This is a genomic window from Yoonia rosea (genome assembly GCF_900156505.1).
In the GTDB taxonomy this organism is placed as follows: domain Bacteria; phylum Pseudomonadota; class Alphaproteobacteria; order Rhodobacterales; family Rhodobacteraceae; genus Yoonia; species Yoonia rosea.
On sequence record NZ_FTPR01000003.1, the window covers coordinates 265976 to 282834 of the forward strand.

Annotated in this window: 16 protein-coding genes; 11 read left to right on the top strand and 5 right to left on the bottom strand. The window is 58.1% G+C overall.

Annotated elements, in window-relative coordinates; all coding sequences use genetic code 11:
* Positions 1–13: 13 nt before the first annotated feature.
* Positions 14–985 carry a beta-hydroxyaspartate dehydratase BhcB gene (gene bhcB, locus B0B09_RS15930; RefSeq protein WP_076660907.1) on the bottom strand — a complete coding sequence of 324 codons (972 nt, stop codon included), beginning with the start codon at positions 983–985 and terminating at the stop codon, positions 14–16.
* Positions 985–2175, bottom strand: a complete 1191-nt coding sequence (gene bhcA / locus B0B09_RS15935; RefSeq protein ID WP_076660974.1) for an L-aspartate--glyoxylate aminotransferase BhcA — start codon at positions 2173–2175, stop codon at positions 985–987. Before bhcA ends, bhcB begins: the two co-directional genes overlap by 1 nt.
* Positions 2176–2338: 163 nt before the next feature.
* Here bhcA and bhcR point away from each other — a divergent pair, with 163 nt between their 5' ends.
* Entirely contained in the window at positions 2339–3166 is an 828-nt protein-coding gene (gene bhcR, locus B0B09_RS15940; protein ID WP_076660908.1) for an HTH-type transcriptional regulator BhcR, read from the top strand.
* On the opposite strand, the gene B0B09_RS15945 is transcribed toward bhcR, so the two are convergent.
* Positions 3163–3441: a hypothetical protein gene (locus B0B09_RS15945; RefSeq protein WP_076660909.1), complete on the bottom strand. Its 279-nt coding sequence runs from the start codon at positions 3439–3441 to the stop codon at positions 3163–3165. The genes bhcR and B0B09_RS15945 overlap by 4 nt on opposite strands.
* A 159-nt stretch (positions 3442–3600) precedes the next feature.
* On the opposite strand from B0B09_RS15945, the gene B0B09_RS15950 reads away from it, so the two are divergent.
* The 5 genes from B0B09_RS15950 (at position 3601) to B0B09_RS15970 (ending at position 9123) form a co-directional block, all read left to right on the top strand.
* Positions 3601–4761, top strand: coding sequence for an acyl-CoA dehydrogenase family protein (locus B0B09_RS15950; RefSeq protein ID WP_076660910.1), 1161 nt, complete (start codon positions 3601–3603; stop codon positions 4759–4761).
* Positions 4761–6791, top strand: coding sequence for an acetate--CoA ligase family protein (locus B0B09_RS15955; protein ID WP_076660911.1), 2031 nt, complete (start codon positions 4761–4763; stop codon positions 6789–6791). The genes B0B09_RS15950 and B0B09_RS15955 overlap by 1 nt, the downstream gene beginning before the upstream one ends.
* Entirely contained in the window at positions 6784–7569 is a 786-nt protein-coding gene (locus B0B09_RS15960; protein WP_076660912.1) for a carnitinyl-CoA dehydratase, read from the top strand. The genes B0B09_RS15955 and B0B09_RS15960 overlap by 8 nt, the downstream gene beginning before the upstream one ends.
* Positions 7570–7691: 122 nt before the next feature.
* Entirely contained in the window at positions 7692–8726 is a 1035-nt protein-coding gene (locus tag B0B09_RS15965) for a Fe(3+) ABC transporter substrate-binding protein (protein WP_076660913.1), read from the top strand.
* A 127-nt stretch (positions 8727–8853) separates the two neighbouring features.
* On the top strand, positions 8854–9123 hold the full coding sequence (locus tag B0B09_RS15970) for a hypothetical protein (RefSeq protein WP_076660914.1): 270 nt from the start codon (positions 8854–8856) through the stop codon (positions 9121–9123).
* Positions 9124–9126: 3 nt separating this feature from the next.
* On the opposite strand, the gene B0B09_RS15975 is transcribed toward B0B09_RS15970, so the two are convergent.
* Positions 9127–10785 (bottom strand): ABC transporter permease, encoded by a 1659-nt coding sequence (locus B0B09_RS15975; protein WP_076660915.1) that lies wholly within the window; start codon positions 10783–10785, stop codon positions 9127–9129.
* Between the two features lie 192 nt (positions 10786–10977).
* On the opposite strand from B0B09_RS15975, the gene B0B09_RS15980 reads away from it, so the two are divergent.
* From B0B09_RS15980 to cueR, 3 genes are all read left to right on the top strand, one after another.
* Positions 10978–11697: a DsbA family protein gene (locus tag B0B09_RS15980; protein ID WP_076660916.1), complete on the top strand. Its 720-nt coding sequence runs from the start codon at positions 10978–10980 to the stop codon at positions 11695–11697.
* Between the two features lie 68 nt (positions 11698–11765).
* Complete coding sequence (locus tag B0B09_RS15985; protein ID WP_076660917.1) at positions 11766–14225, top strand: heavy metal translocating P-type ATPase; 2460 nt, start codon at positions 11766–11768, stop codon at positions 14223–14225.
* Complete coding sequence (gene cueR / locus B0B09_RS15990) at positions 14222–14611, top strand: Cu(I)-responsive transcriptional regulator (protein WP_076660918.1); 390 nt, start codon at positions 14222–14224, stop codon at positions 14609–14611. Before B0B09_RS15985 ends, cueR begins: the two co-directional genes overlap by 4 nt.
* Positions 14612–14669: 58 nt before the next feature.
* On the opposite strand, the gene rpsU is transcribed toward cueR, so the two are convergent.
* The gene (gene rpsU, locus B0B09_RS15995) at positions 14670–14876 is read right to left on the bottom strand and encodes a 30S ribosomal protein S21 (protein WP_007206547.1); all 207 of its coding nucleotides are present in this window, start codon (positions 14874–14876) and stop codon (positions 14670–14672) included.
* A gap of 107 nt (positions 14877–14983) precedes the next feature.
* Here rpsU and B0B09_RS16000 point away from each other — a divergent pair, with 107 nt between their 5' ends.
* The gene (locus tag B0B09_RS16000; protein WP_076660919.1) at positions 14984–15682 is read left to right on the top strand and encodes a COQ9 family protein; all 699 of its coding nucleotides are present in this window, start codon (positions 14984–14986) and stop codon (positions 15680–15682) included.
* 12 nt (positions 15683–15694) lie between these two features.
* The gene (locus B0B09_RS16005; RefSeq protein WP_076660920.1) at positions 15695–16666 is read left to right on the top strand and encodes an NAD(P)H-quinone oxidoreductase; all 972 of its coding nucleotides are present in this window, start codon (positions 15695–15697) and stop codon (positions 16664–16666) included.
* Positions 16667–16859 lie beyond the last annotated feature (193 nt).

The following is a 16859-nucleotide window of genomic DNA, read 5'->3' on the forward strand; positions in this document are numbered from 1 at the left end:
GGGTCTTCTCCCTTTAACCTTGCATCCAAGGCAGTTTATCGAGGTCGACGTTGCCGCCGGTGATGATCACACCGACACGCTTGCCGGCGAACTTGTCTTTGTTCTTCAGGATCGTCGCGAGCGGGACAGCGCAGCTGGCCTCCATCACGATCCGCAGATGTTTCCACGTGATCTTCATCGCGTCGATGATCTCTTCCTCTGACGCGGTGTAAATATCGGTCACGTAGTTGGACACGAAATGCCATGTCCGTTCTTTCAGCGGGACAAGCAGGCCGTCGGCGATGGTTTTTGGCGCATCATCGGCGATGATATGGCCTGCCTTGAAGCTCCGATAGGCATCATCCGCCTGTTCTGGTTCTGATGCGATGATCTGCACCTCAGGCGCGAGTGTGGACAATGTCAGGCAGGTGCCCGAGATCATCCCGCCGCCACCAATGGGTGCGACCATCATTTCGAGTCCGTCCACCTGCTCCATGAATTCCTTGGAACACGTGCCCTGTCCTGCAATAACGCGTGGATCGTTGTAAGGGTGGACGAAATCGCCCCCTGTTTCGGCCTGCACACGGGCAAAGGTTTCTTCGCGCGATGTGGTCGACGGATCACATTCGGTGATCACCCCGCCATAGCGGCGCACAGTGTCTTTCTTGGCCTGCGGGGCCGTGCGCGGCATGACCACGTTGCAGGGAATGCCCCGGCGCATCGCGGCATAGCTGAGGCAGGATGCATGGTTACCCGAAGAGTGGGTGGCGACACCGTTCTTCGCCTGCTCATCCGTCAGGCCAAAGACGGCATTTGCCGCACCGCGTACCTTGAAGGCCCCCGGTTCCTGAAAGTTCTCGCATTTGAAAAACAGTTGCGCGCCGGTCAGTTCATTGAGGTAGTCCGAGGTGCGAATAGGGGTCCGGTTGATATGCGGCTTGATGCGCTCATGCGCATCGAGCATGTCCTGATAGGTCGGAATATACATGTCTGTGTGATCTTTCATTACGCTGCATCCCGCATTTTCAGGCCTGTGGACCCGCGATAGTATTCCTGTGCCGCCGCCACACCAGAGCCGAGTTGGATATCAAGACCAAGGTCGACCATGCACATCTCGGCCGTGGCAATGCCGGACAGCGCCATGACATCTGTCATGCTGCCAAGGTGGCCGATGCGGAAGACTTTGCCAGCCACTTCACCAAGCCCGACACCGAATGCGACGCCATATTTTTCGGCGGCAAGGGTGACGATATCGGTCGCGTTGAAACCGTCAGGTGTTTTAACAGCACTCACCGTGTCGGAATAGAGGTCCGGGGTTTCAGCGCAAAGCTCCAGCCCCCAGGCATCCACGGCGGCACGTACACCAGATGCAATCCGGTTGTGACGCGTAAAGACGTTTTCGAGGCCTTCTTTGAGCAACATTTCAGTCGCAAGAAGCAAACCGTTCATCAGGCCAACCGCAGGGGTGTAGGGGTAAGCATTCGCCGCATAGCCCTTGGTCATATCGGCGATGTCAAAGAAGGTGCGCGGTAGCTTGGCTGTCTTGCTGGCCGCCAACGCCTTTTGGCTGAAGCCAACAATTGCCAGACCCGCAGGCAGCATAAAGCCTTTCTGCGAACCCGTCACGGCAACATCAACGCCCCATTCATCAAAGCGGAAATCCATAGACCCGATCGAGCTGACGCCATCCACAAAAAGCATCGCTGGGTGACCTGCGGCATCCAGCGCTTTGCGGACGGCAGCGATGTCTGATTTCACGCCGGTTGCGGTCTCGTTGTGTGTCGCCAGCACTACTTTGATCTTATGCGCGGTATCCGCTTTCAGGATTTCTGCGTAACGGTCCGCAGGAATACCTTGGCCCCATGGGGTCTCAACGATCTGCATATCCAGCCCATGACGCTGGCACATGTCAATCCAGCGGTGGCTGAACATCCCGTTGCGCGCCGCCAGAACCGTATCGCCGGGAGACAGGGTATTTGTGAGTGCTGTCTCCCAGCCGCCGGTACCGGTAGACGGAAAGATAAAGACTTCAGCCGTGTCGGACTTGAGGATCTTTTGTACGCCCGCACGCGCCGGGTGCAGGATTTGCCCGAAAAGCGGTGACCGGTGGTCAATCGTCGGCATGTCGCAGGCCTTGCGAATAGCCTCGGGCATATTCGTCGGGCCGGGAATAAATACGGGGTTCTGAAAGCTCATCGTCCAATCCTCCATTGGGTTGAGCGTGTTTTGCCAGAACAGACCCTGTCTGCATATTTTTTTGAAATTATTTTTCAGAAAGTGACTACATGAGAAAAATGTTTGTTGTCAGTGCTTTGTATTTTTCATAATGTGAAATGTAATTTCAGATACGAGAAAAATCATGGAAGAAGAGGTAAAGCGTGGCCGTGGTCGCCCGAAGGCATGGGACGACAAGGGGGCGCAGAATACGATTAAATCGCTTGATCGCGCGTTAGAGGTTCTGGTCCAGCTGGGTGAAATGCAGGGCAGCACCCTGTCCGAAATCGCTGGCGCCCTTGGGCAATCCCCCGCAACCGTTTACCGTGTTCTGACCACATTTCAGGGTCGCGGCTTTGCCGACTTTGATCCGCAAAGCCAGGTCTGGAGCATTGGCCCCGCTGCATTCCTGACCGGATCAATGTTCTTACGCCGCACGTCGCTGGTCGAACGCGCACGGCCCATCATGCGTGATCTGATGGAGGCGACGGGCGAGACTGCGAACCTTGGGATCGAACGGGATGGTCAGGTGCTCTTTTTGGGGCAGGTTGAGACGCACGCAACAATCCGCGCTTTCTTTCCGCCCGGTACCGCATCAGCGATGCATTCATCGGGCATTGGCAAAGCCTTGCTGTCACGCATGGACGACAAACGCCAACGTGCAGTGCTGGCCGCCGGCAAGCTTGAACAGTTTACACCGCATACGCTGACCGATCCCGAAGCGATGATTGCCGATCTGCACACCACCAAGGCGCGCGGCTATGCTTTTGACGGCGAAGAACGCAACATCGGCATGCGGTGTATCGCAGCCCCTGTCTATAATGTCTTTGGCGAGGCGGTGGCGGGAATTTCAGTCTCGGGTCCGACGTCACGGATCACCGATGACAGGATCGCGGCCTTGGCCGAAGATGTCATGGAAGCCGCAGCGCGCCTGACCCGCGCGATTGGCGGAAACAACCGGCCGGCAAGCTAGCGTTTGCTGGACCGGATGGCGCTGTCGCGATAATTCGGATCGTCGCTGAACGGGTGGTCATGATCTGGCATCGTAGGTTCAGGTGCAGCATGGGGTTGTGACTGTGTCAGCTTTGCCCAGAGCTTGCGTGCAAGAAACTGGGCAATGACCACAAGCACCATAAACGCGCCAAAAGCGGTCAGGATCGACCCTGCGCTGACGTCGATGCAGGCATCACCTGCGCCAAAGGCGATGGCATAAAGGATACTGACTGTTTCAGTGCAGGTGGTGAGCATAAGGTCCCCGTTGGCTGAATACGGCCAGACTAGTCCGCGTGGATCAAAACAGCAAACACTGCCGCTCTGTGCGTTTTCTTGTCAGCGCCTGCAATTCTGCATGACTTTTCCAAGGCGGCTTCTTACGGTTTGCGGTGAAGCACCAAAACGGAGCCAACCATGCATTTTGGCCTGACCGATGAACAACAAATGATCGTGGATACCGTACGGTCTTTTGTGGAACGCGAAATCTATCCCCATGAAGATGCGGTCGAACGGAGTGGGGAAGTTCCAAAAGAAATCGCTGATGAGATCAAACGCAAGACGATTGAACTGGGGTTTTATGCCTGCAACTTTCCGCAAGAGGTTGGTGGCGCAGGCTTGAGCCACGTTGAGTTTGCGCTGGTCGAGCGGGAATTGGGGCGCGGGTCGATGGCGCTGAACCACTTCTTCGGGCGCCCGCAGAATATCCTGATGGCCTGTCAGGGAGATCAGGTTGAGCGGTATCTGCGGCCGGCGGTGCGCGGCGAACGGATGGATGCGCTGGCAATGACGGAACCTGATGCAGGATCGGACGTGCGGGGGATGAAATGTTCTGCGGTACGCGATGGCGGCGATTGGGTGCTCAACGGGTCCAAGCATTTCATCTCGGGTGCGGATCACGCGGATTTCTTTATTGTATTCGTGGCAACAGGCGTCGATGACACGCCGCGCGGGCCGAAGAAGCGCATCACCACATTTCTGGTTGATCGCGGGACGCCGGGTTTTGAGGTGCGGGATGGTTACCAATCGGTCAGCCACCGTGGATATAAGAACTGTATTCTGGATTTTGATAATTGCCGCCTGCCCGATGCGCAGGTTCTGGGTGAAGTTGATGGCGGTTTTGCGGTGATGAATGAGTGGCTCTACGCCACACGGATTACCGTGGCCACCATGTCGGTTGGGCGGGCGCGGCGGTGTTTTGATTATGCCCTGAATTACGCCGCAGAGCGCAAACAATTCGGCCAGCCCATCGGCAAGTTCCAGGGCGTCAGTTTCCAGATCGCCGATATGATCACCGAAATCGACGCCGCAGATATGCTAACGCTCTCTGCCGCGTGGCGTCTGGATCAAGGGCTGCCGGCAAACCGCGAAATCGCCTCGGCCAAGGTCTATGCCACCGAAATGCTGGCCCGTGTTACCGACGCGACCCTGCAAATTTACGGCGGCATGGGATTGATGAGCGATTTCCCGATTGAACGGTTCTGGCGTGACGCCCGGGTCGAGCGGATCTGGGACGGCACATCGGAGATCCAGCGCCACATTATCAGCCGCGAACTGCTGCGCCCTCTGGGGGCCTGATGGACCGGCTGACGCGGCTTTTTAACCCCCGCTCTATCGCTGTGATTGGTGGCGGCGCGTGGGGTGCTGAAGTGATCCGCCAATGCCAGAAAATCGGTTTTGCGGGCGATATCTGGGTGGTGCATCCCACCAAAGATGACGTGGCAGGCCATGTGCCTTATCGCGCAATTGCGGACCTGCCCGCGCCGCCCGATGCCGTCTTTATTGGGGTCAACAGGCACGCGACGGTCGCGGCGGTTCAATCACTGGCAGCAATTGGTGCGGGTGGCGCCATCTGCTTTGCCTCGGGTTTTAGCGAGGCGGCACATGAGGTCGCGGACGGGCATGACCTTCAACAGGCGCTTCTGGTGGCGGCAGGAAATATGCCCGTGATCGGCCCCAACTGCTATGGGTTCCTGAATTATCTCGATGGGGTCACCCTTTGGCCCGATCAGCATGGTGGCCTCCGCGTGGACAGTGGGGTGGCCCTGATCGCGCAATCCTCGAATGTGGCGATCAATCTGACGATGCAGACCCGTGGCTTGCCGCTTGCCTATGTCGCGACCGTCGGAAACCAAGCGCAAACCGGCCTGTCGGAGATTGGTAAAACCTTGCTTTCGAACCCTAAAGTCACGGCGCTGGGGCTCTATCTGGAGGGCATAGATGACCTCACGGGTTTTGTGGAACTGGCGGCGGCAGCACGGCGTTTGGGCAAGCCGATTGTCGCGCTGAAAACTGGCAAATCCGAACAAGCGCAAAGGGCCGCGATTTCGCACACCGCCTCGCTTGCGGGCAGCGACGCGGGTGCTGATGCGCTTTTTGATCGTCTGGGGATCGGGCGGGTGTCATCACTGTCGGCCTTTCTCGAGACACTCAAACTTTTGCATGTTGTGGGGCCCTTGGGCGAAGCCACGGTCGCCTCGATGTCGTGTTCCGGTGGCGAGGCAAGTCTGATGGCCGATATGGCGCAGGGGCGGTCGATCTCGTTTCCGCCGCTTTCGGCGTCGCAACAGTCCGATTTGCGAAATACGCTTGGGCCTATCGTGGCGCTGGCCAATCCATTGGACTACCACACCTTTATCTGGGGCAACGAAGACGCGATGGCTGCCACATTTTCCGCCATGATGTCGCCGGACATGGCGCTGGGCGTCGTGATCCTTGATTTCCCGCGCCCTGACCGCTGCACAGCCCCTGCGTGGGGCTTGGTGCTGAATGCCGTAGAACGCGCGCAGGCGCAGACAGGCCGCCCTATTGCGGTGCTGAGTTCGCTGGTCGAAAATCTGCCCGAGGATGTTGCCATTGATCTTGTGGCGCGGGGCATCCTGCCGCTTTGCGGCATGGCTGAGGCGGTTGAGGCGATCGCGGTCGCGGCGCGTGTCGGGAAACCGAAAGGGGAAGGACTGTTTGTCCCGCCTGTGGTGCGGCCTGCAAAGCCCCTGAGTGAAGCAGAAGCCAAGCAGGTTTTGCAGGGGTATGGCCTACCGGTCCCGCGGTCTGCATATATTTCTGATATCAACGATCTTGCGGATGCGGGGCGGACGGTTGGTTTTCCTGTCGTTCTGAAAGGTGCCGGTGTCGCCCATAAGACCGAAGCGGGTGCCGTAGTCGTCGGAATCGCTGATCAGGCGGCTTTGCTGCGTGCCGCCAAGACAATGCCGACGGAAACATTTCTGGTCGAACAGATGATCACCGATGTGATCGTCGAGCTTCTTGTTGGTGTCGTGCTTGATCCGGCGCATGGCTATGTGCTGACACTTGCGGCGGGCGGGACCTGGGCGGAAATTCTGGAGGACAGTACGAGCCTGATCCTGCCCGTTGATGCCGGTGGCATTAAACAGGCGCTTGGTGAATTGCGGATCGCACCTGTCCTGAACGGCTATCGCGGCGCGTCTGCTGTCGATATCCAAGCGATCATTGACGCGGTGCTGGCGGTACAGTCCTATGTCATGGCACAGACGCCAATAGAGATAGAAATCAACCCGCTAATGTGTGGCCCAAAAGGGGCCGTCGCGGCGGACGCGTTGATCACAACAGGAGAACGCCATGACTGACGGCCCCATCAAGACCACCCGCGACGGGCATATCCTCGAGGTGACGCTGGACCGCCCCAAAGCGAACGCGATTGATCTGGCGACCAGCCGGATCATGGGCGAGGTCTTTGCCGATTTCCGCGATGACCCTGACCTGCGCGTGGTGATTGTCACTGGCGCGGGCGAGAAGTTCTTTTGCCCCGGTTGGGATCTGAAGGCGGCCGCTGAGGGTGATGCTGTCGATGGCGACTATGGCAAGGGCGGCTTTGGCGGGCTGCAGGAATTGCCGCGTATGAATAAACCGGTCATCATGGCGATCAATGGGATTTGCTGCGGTGGCGGGCTGGAACTGGCGTTGTCAGGCGATATTCTCTTGGCGGCTGAACATGCGACTTTCGCCTTGCCTGAAATCCGCTCCGGCACTGTCGCTGATGCAGCGTCCTGCAAGTTGCCTAAACGGATACCCTATCACATCGCGATGGAAATGCTTTTGACAGGGCGCTGGATCGACGCCGAGGAGGCCGCCCGCTGGGGGCTGATCAACCGCGTGGTTCCTGCGGATCAGTTGATGAGTGAGGCGCGCAAGATGGCCGCGCTTATCGCGTCGGGTCCGCCGCTTGTTTATGCTGCGCTCAAGGAAGTGGTGCGTGAGGCGGAAGATATGAAGTTTCAGGATGCAATGAATCGGATCACCAAGAGCCAGTTTGCTGCGGTGGAGACCCTCTACACCTCGGAGGATCAGCGGGAAGGCGCGCGCGCATTCGCCGAAAAGCGTGATCCGGTTTGGAAAGGGCGATAGAATATTCATATAAATCAATATCTTAAATTTTCTCTGACAAAAATGATCAGGATATATTGCATATCCTGATCATTTTTGTCAGTTTCCGCGCATCAACTCAAACTCCCGCAAGGATGACGATTATGCGCACACCATTGAGAAATTCACTCTTCCTGACGGCCGCCCTGACAATCTCGGCGACCTCCGTCTTCGCCCAAAGCGACGCAGGTGAAGTGAACCTCTATTCTTCACGTCACTACGACACGGACGAGCGGCTCTATTCAGATTTCACCGATCTGACAGGGATCACCGTGAACCGGATTGAGGCAAACGCCGACGAATTGATCGCGCGGATGCAGGCAGAAGGCGCGAACTCGCCTGCCGATATTCTTGTGACGGTTGATACATCGCGACTTGCGCGGGCCAAACAAGCCGGGCTCTTGCAATCGATTGAGAGCGATGTCCTCGAGACGCGCATTCCCGGATATTTGCAGGATGCAGATAACCAGTGGTTCGGCTTCAGCCAACGTGCGCGCATCATCTTCTATGATAAAAACCGCGTCGCGAACCCGCCGCAGGACTACGTATCGCTTGCCGATCCCGCGTACGAGGGGATGGTCTGTCACCGGTCTTCGACCAACGTCTATTCCCAGACACTGCTGTCGGCGGTGATCGAAAACCACGGTGAAGAGGCCGCGACGGAGTGGGCACAAGGTTTCGTCAACAACTTTGCCCGCGATCCGCAGGGTGGCGATACCGACCAACTGCGTGGTCTGGTGTCAGGTGAATGCGACATTGCTATCTCAAACACCTACTACTTTGCCCGCGCCCTGCGCACCGACGTTGATGGTCTGGACGCGGACGCCATTGCAAATATCGGCTGGGTCTTCCCTGCGCAAAACGCTGAAGGCGCGCATATGAACCTGTCAGGTGCAGGTGTCGCTGTGAACGCGCCGAACCGCGACAACGCGATCAAGTTCCTCGAGTATCTGGCCTCTGATCGTGCGCAGCAGTACTTCAGCGCAGGCAACGACGAGTATCCTGCGGTACCAGGTGTTGGGCTGTCACCTTCCGTTGCAGCGATGGGTCTTTTCCGTCCTGACGCGGTTGATCTGAGCGCAGTTGCGGAAAACCTGCCTGCGGCACAGCAGATCTTTAATCAGGTCGGTTGGGAATAAATCGTATCACTCACGGCTTAAAGGGCGCCTCGCAAGAGGCGCCTTTTTTGTGTTTGGTGTAATGCGCTCCGTCACTTGACTTGCAATATGCAGGCTTGCTTTTCTGCGGGCAAAAGGAGCCGCGCAGATGCCAATCGACAACAATGATCCCGCCCATGTTTACGTTCAACAGGCCAATCGCAAAGAGGCACAGAACCGTCGGAACGGTGATTTGCGGCGCGCCCGTGCCAAGACACAAAGCCCATGGTGGTTTGTGTTTTCGGCGAGTTTGCTGGGTTTTGTGACCGTCATCTACGCGCAGGAAGGTAATCCTGCGACGACTGGCATATTCGGCCTGTTGACCGCAGTACATGTGTTCTTGGCCTATCAGCAGTGGAAGCGGCGTGCAGAACAATAGGGTTCAAGCGCGACCCGTGCCGATCTTGCGACATAGCAGGATCACAGGAATCAACCCGATTGCCGCAATGACAAGGCTGGGCACAGCGGCACCCTCAAGCCGTTCATCTGACGCCAGCCGATACGCCTGCACCGCAAGTGTGTCGTAGTTGAATGGCCGCATGATCAGGGTTGCGGGTAATTCTTTCATCACATCCACGAAGACAATCAAGCCTGCGGTCAAAAGGCTGGTGCGCAAAAGGGGCATATGGACCCGTCTGACCAGACCGGGAATGTCTTGGCCCAAGGTCCGCGCGGCTGCGTCCATATTGGGTGCGACCGAGGCGATCCCGCCCTCATAGGCGCCAATCGCTGCGGCAAGGAACCGGATCAGATAGGCCGATATCAACAGCCAGATCGAGCCTGTAAACAAAAGCCCTGTCGAGATGTCAAAGGTGGCGCGCATCCAGCTATCAAGCGCGTTGTCAAAGGCCGCAAACGGCACCAAGAGCCCAACGGCGATAACCCCGCCCGGCACAGCATAGCCGATCCGTGCCAGATAAAGAGACGTGCCGGTCAGGCGGCTTGTGCTGACACGGTGCAGGGTGCCGAGGATCAGGGCGGCAAGCACCGTCAAAACCGCAGCAATGCCGGCAAGGGTCAGCGAATTGCGGATAAAGCCCAGATAGCGCGGGCTGAGCAGATCCTGCTGCGATCCGACGGCCATAACGCTCAGCGCGATGACAGGCAGGACAACGCCAAGTAAAACTGGCGTCAGGCAGAAAAGAAACGCGCCGAGCTTTTGCCCCTTGCTCAGTGGCAGCCGCTGCAAAGGTGCATTACGCCTGCCGCTGGTGTATTTTGCGTTACCGCGGCTCGTCCGTTCCAGCATCACAAGGAGCAGTGCAAAGCTGAGCAGCCCCAAGGCCAGTTGCGCTGCCGCGGCGCGATCCGCCAGAGAAAACCAACTCGTGTAAATGCCCACAGCGAAGGTTTGCACACCAAAGTAGGCCACCGTGCCAAAATCCGCGATTGTCTCCATCGCGACAAGCATCACGCCCGAGGCAATCGCCGGTCGTGCCATGGGCAGCGATACATGCATGAACGCCGAGAAGGGTGACCTGCCCAGAACCCGTGCCGCCAGAAATGTGCTTGATCCTTGTGCCGCAAATGCGGCCCGCGCCAAGAGATAGACGTAAGGATATAGCACCAGCGTCAGCATCATCGCCGCCCCACCCAGCGAGCGGATTTCGGGAAACCAATAATCCCGTGGTCCCCACCCTGTCAGATCGCGCAGCAAGGTTTGCACGATCCCGGGATGGTCGAGCACATGCGTATAACCGTAGGCCAGCACATAGGCGGGAAAGGCCAGCGGCAGCGCCAGCGCGATCTCCATCCAGCGTCGCCCGGGGAAATCGGTCATGGTGACAAGCCAAGCGGCACCTGCGCCGATGAATGCAGCCCCGGCCATGACCAGCGCGACAAGGACCAATGTGGTCACCGTGTAGCGCGCAAGCACCGTCTGCGCCAAATTGGTGAGTGTATCGGAAGATCCGGTCAGTGCTGCCGCCAGAACACCGACATAGGGTACGACACACACAAGTGTCACAAGGACGGCAATGCCCTTGAAAAAAGGCGTCAGGGCGGGCCTGCGTGACGGCTTGTTTGCGTGCGGTTGTTCCATAGCCTGCACCTAAACGAAAGCAGGGCAGAGGGGCAAGCGATAGGGGCGCGCCATCGCTGCGCAATCGTGTGACCGGTGGTGGCATGCTGTGTCGTTCGGTCGCAGAAATCACATAGATGTAGGTGGCCAACTGTGGTGCAAGATGATTGTATGATCTGGATAACGCGATTTTTCCGATGGAATGGACCTGACATGCGCAAACTGCTGGCCGCCTCCCTGATGACCCTGCTGCCTTTCGGGGCGGTCGCGCAGACCGTTTCTGATGAAGACATCAAAGCGCTGGCGCTTGAGGCGATCCGCGAAAACCCGCAAATCATCATGGAGGCGATCGCGCTTATCGAAGAACAGCGCAACGCCGCACAGGCCGCCGCTCAGGCCGAAACTTTGCTCCGCCAGCGTGCGTTTCTTGAAAACGATCCAAACGCGCCCTTTGTCGGCAATCCCGACGCAGGCACCGTGATTGTCGAGTTCTTTGATTACAACTGTCCTTACTGCAAACGTGCTGCCGGTGATGTGAAGGCGCTCCTTGCAGCGGATGACGATCTGCGTGTGGTTTACCGTGAATGGCCCATCTTGGGTGAAGGCTCTGTTCTTGCCTCACGGGCGGCGCTGGCCGCGCGCAATCAGGGCAAATACGAAGAAATGCACTGGGGTTTGATGGAAATGCGCGGGCGCGCTGAAGAGGCGTCTATCCTTGCCTTGGCGCGGTCCATTGGTCTGGATGTCGACCAACTGCGCGAAGATATGCAAAGCGATGACGTCAATAGCCACATTGCCGCCTCTGAGCAGTTGGCGCAAAACCTTGGGTTTACGGGCACACCGGCGTTCGTGATTGGCGATGCTTTGGTGCCCGGCGCGATCCCGCTGGCGGAACTACAGCAATACATCGCACAGGCACGGTCCGCAGAATAACCTGATTGCCCCTTGACCTTCCAGTGAGTGGAAGCCCTATGTAGAGCGTGTACCAAAGGTAGCACGCTATGACACAAAGCTCTCTGACACTCCAAATTTCGAAATTGTCCTGCGGATCCTGCGTTGCGCGGGCCGAAAACGCGTTGCGCGCCGTTGAGGGCGTGAACGAGGTTGTGGTGAACCTCGCTTCGGAAAGCGCTGTGGTCGGGTTCGACAGTCCTGCGACCCCAGCCAGAGTTACGGAGGCACTTGCGGCTGCAGGCTATCCCGCTATCGCCGAGCAGGTGACGCTGGACATCAGCGGCATGACCTGCGGGTCATGTGCCGCACGGGTGGAAAAGGCGCTTTCTGCCGCCCCAGCGGTGACAGATGTATCGGTGAACCTGGCGTCCGAGACGGCGCTGGTGAAATTCCTCGCAGGTGCCACGACACCGCAGGCGGTGGCAAAGGCATCAACCGATGCAGGCTACCCCGCGCATGTGCATGACCTTTCCGCGCCCAAGGTCGATCACAAAGCCGCCGAGATGGCGGCGTTGCGTCGTCACTTGATGATCGCGGCTGTTCTTACCGCGCCAGTTTTCGTGGTGGAAATGGGTGGCCACTTTATCCCGGGCGTCCATGAGTTCATCAACCGCACGATCGGGATGCAAACCAGTTGGGTGTTGCAGTTTGTGCTTGTCACGCTCGTTCTCATCTGGCCGGGGCGGTTCTTTTTCACCCAAGGCCTGCCCGCGCTTTTCAAAGGTGCGCCGGATATGAACGCTTTGGTTGCCATCGGCACGGGTGCGGCATGGGCGTTTTCCACAGTCGCGACGTTCTTTCCGGCCGTCCTTCCCGCAGGGACGCGTGCGGTCTATTTCGAGGCAGCAGCGGTCATTATCACGCTCATTTTGCTCGGTCGTTTCCTTGAAGCACGCGCAAAGGGCAAGACGGGTGCGGCGATCCGCAGGCTTGTTGGCCTGCAGCCCAAAACCGCTTTCCAGATGCAAGACGGCGCAGCGGTTGAAGTCCCGATCGCCGATATTGTCGTCGGAGATATTCTGCGCGTCCGTCCCGGCGAGCGGATTGCGGTTGATGGTGTCGTGATCGAGGGCAGTTCCTTTGTCGATGAAAGCATGATCACCGGTGAGCCGATACCCGTTGAGAAGGGAAGCAATGATCGCGTCACGGGCGGTACGGTGAACGGGACAGGTGTGTTTACCTTCCGTGTGACACAGGTGGGTGCGGATACGATGTTGGCGCACGTCATCCGCATGGTGGAAGATGCACAGGGGGCCAAGCTGCCTATTCAGGACCTTGTGAACCGCGTGACGCTATGGTTCGTGCCGGTTGTGTTGGTGCTGGCCGTTTTGACAGTAATTGGCTGGCTGATCTTTGGCCCTGATCCTGCACTCAGCTTTGCTTTGGTCGCGGGTGTCTCGGTCCTGATCGTCGCGTGTCCATGTGCGATGGGATTGGCCACGCCAACCTCGATCATGGTGGGCACGGGCCGCGCGGCAGAACTGGGTGTGTTGTTTCGCAAAGGCGATGCGTTGCAGGCCCTGCGTTCCGCGCAAATCGTGGCCTTTGACAAAACCGGAACGCTGACACGGGGGCGGCCAGAGGTGACGTCGGTGTTCCTGAATGCGGGCTTTGATGAAGCTGAAGTCATGGGGGGCGTTGCAAGTGTCGAGGCGTTGTCAGAGCACCCAATCGCCGAAGCCATCGTTCGGATGGCGCAGGAGAAAGGATATCGGATCGCCGCCGCATCAGACTTCCGCGCCGAAGCGGGTTTTGGTGTCACGGCAATGGTTGATGGCCAGACCGTCATGGTAGGGGCAGACCGCATGATGGAACGCGCAGGCATTGCGATTGAGGCCTTCGCAGACCAATTCGCGCAGATCGCAGCACAGGGCCAAACGCCGTTTTATGCAGCCATTGATGGCGCGCTGGTGGGGCTGATCGGGATTTCGGATCCGATCAAGCCAGAGACACCAGCGGCGATCAAAAAGCTTCAGGAGATGGGGCTGAAGGTCGCGTTGATCACCGGCGATAACACAAAAACAGCCAATGCCATTGCCGCAGAGCTCGGGATTGACACGGTCATCGCCGAGGTGTTGCCGGATGGCAAGGTCGCCGCCCTGCGGGATCTGGCCAAAGACGGTGCCAAGATTGCGTTCGTAGGTGACGGGATCAATGACGCGCCCGCGCTGGCCGCAGCGGACGTTGGGATCGCCATTGGCACGGGTACTGATGTTGCAATTGAAAGCGCTGATGTGGTGCTCATGTCCGGCGATATCAACGGTGTGTCCAACGCGTTCGAGATCAGCCGCCACACCATGCGCAATATCCGCGAGAACCTGTTCTGGGCCTTTGCCTATAACTCTGCGCTGATCCCTGTCGCGGCAGGGGGCCTTTATATCTTTGGCGGGCCGCTTTTGTCGCCGATGCTGGCGGCAGGCGCGATGGCGCTCTCGAGCGTGTTTGTGCTGTCGAATGCCTTGCGCCTGCGTCGGGTCGCACCGGTGGCAAAGGGGGCTGTGTCATGAATATCGGGGACGCCGCAGCAAAGGCAGGGCTGCCTGCCAAAACAATCCGCTATTATGAAGATATCGGGCTGGTCAAACCGCGACGTGACGCGAACGGGTACCGCGCGTTTGTGCAGACCGATATCCACAAGCTGACCTTTCTTGCGCGCGCCCGTGCATTGGGGTTTTCGATCGAGGATTGCCGCGATCTTCTTGCGCTTTGGGAAGATAATTCGCGGGCCAGTTCCGATGTGCGCCAGATCGCGCAGGAACACCTTGCGCGGATCGAAACAAAGATCGCCGATCTTGAGGACATGCGCGATACGTTGAAAACGCTGGTGCGGGATTGTGCCGGCGATGATCGCCCGGACTGTCCGATCCTGAACCGTCTGGGTGATCCCGCATAAGAAAACCCCCGCCTGATTGCTCAGCCGGGGGCTCTTTGTCGTAACGTCGAAAGGATGCTTAGAGCATACCTTCGCGCTGGAGCTTCTTGCGCGCCAGCTTACGCTGACGGCGGATCGCTTCTGCTTTCTCACGCGCTTTGCGGATCGAAGGCTTCTCGAAATGCTGCTTGAGCTTCATTTCACGAAAGACGCCCTCACGCTGAAGTTTCTTCTTCAGAGCACGCAACGCCTGATCGACGTTGTTATCACGAACACTAACCTGCATGTGGTTTTCACCACCTCTCTAAGTTAAATTTGCAAAAATTGCAGGAAGTGGGCAGATAGCAAAGGTGGGCTAGTTTGTCTAGTGTGCACAAACAGCAGGAGATCATCATGACAAAGCCCGACGTTGACCCGATCTTGGAGCAACTTCTGGATGCGGCACTGCCCCACGTGGCCTTTGACGGTTGGTCACCCGAAACGTTTGCCGCCGCCACACGTGACGCCGGGGTTGATCCCGCAGTGGTCAAAGCAATTTGCCCACGCGGTGCCGTTGGTCTGGCGATTGCCTATCACAAAAGGGGTGATGCCGCCATGATTGCGGCGCTCAGGACCGCCGATCTGTGCGATATGCGCTTTCGCGACAAGGTGGCCCATGCGATCCGCCTGCGCCTGCAGGTGATCGACGATAAGGAAGCTGTGCGCCGTGGCACGACCCTTTTTGCACTGCCACATATGGCGGCGGACGGGGCGAAACTGGTTTGGGGCACGGCCGATGCGATCTGGACGACGCTGGGTGACACATCGCGCGATGCCAATTGGTACACCAAACGGATGACGCTTTCTGCGGTTTATAGCGCGGTGATTCTCTTTTGGCTGGGTGATGACAGTCTCAACATGCAGGCAACTGACGATTTCATCGACCGCCGCATCGACAACGTGATGCAGTTCGAAAAATTCAAGGCACAGGCCAAGGCCAACCCCTTGTTCAAACCTTTTGCCAGCACGCTGGAACGCATGATGAGCGGCATCAAAGCACCCGCAACCCAAACCGACCCTGATTTACCAGGTGTCTGGCATGATCCGCAGTAAGGACAAGAATTCATGAAGGCTATCGAGATTTCCAAGCCGGGCGGGCCCGAGGTTCTGACACTCATCGAGCGCCCCGTGCCGGAACCTGCCCATGATCAGGTGGTGATCAAAGTGGCCTACGCAGGTGTGAACCGGCCGGACGCGTTGCAACGCGCAGGGCTTTATAATCCGCCCAAAGGTGCCAGTGATTTGCCCGGTCTGGAAGCAGCGGGGGAGGTTATCTCATGCGGGGCAGGGGTGACCGGCTTGCGGGTCGGTGATCAGGTTTGTGCGCTTTTGCCGGGCGGTGGCTATGCCGAATATGTGGCGACACCCGCAGCCCACTGCCTGCCAGTTCCTGAAGGGCTGACCCTGAAACAAGCGGCTTGCCTGCCCGAAACCTTCTTTACTGTCTGGTCCAATGTTTTCATGCGTGGTGGTTTACAGGCGGGACAGCGCTTCTTGGTCCACGGTGGCAGTTCCGGGATCGGTACGACGGCTATCCAGCTGGGCAAGGCATTCGGTGCGCGTGTGTTCGCCACGGCGGGATCGGACGATAAATGCGCGGCTTGCGTGGCCTTGGGCGCAGAGGCTGCCTTTAACTACCGCGAAGATGATTTTGTTGAAAAAGTACAAGCGCTCGGCGGTGCTGACCTGATCCTTGATATGGTCGGCGGCCCTTATATTCAGCGCAACCTGAAGGCTTTGGCTGATGACGGCACACTGGTGCAGATTGCATTTCTGCAAGGGCCAAAGGCCGAACTGAACCTTGTGCAGCTGATGACGCGCCGCCTGACGTTGACCGGATCAACCCTGCGGCCGCAGTCTGATCTCGCAAAGGCGCGCATCGCGGATCAATTGCGCGCGCATGTCTGGCCGCTGCTTGCGGCGGGCAAGGTGGCCCCAGTGATGGATCAGGAATTTCAGCTGGAAGACGCCGCTGCCGCCCATGCACGCATGGAGAGTAGCGCGCATATCGGCAAGATCGTCCTGAAAGTCGGGTAGTGACGGAATTTCAATAAGCCAACGTGCTCTGAGCGCTCTTAGCAGCCAATCCCCTCGATTGGCCTGCGCTTGCACGTCTCGCCTGTCAAGATATCACGGAAATACGCATCGGTAGAATCCCCATCGGGGGTTGGATCGACGATTTCGAGGCGAGACCTTTCCAATCTTTCAGAAATTGATGTGGAGCAAGCTG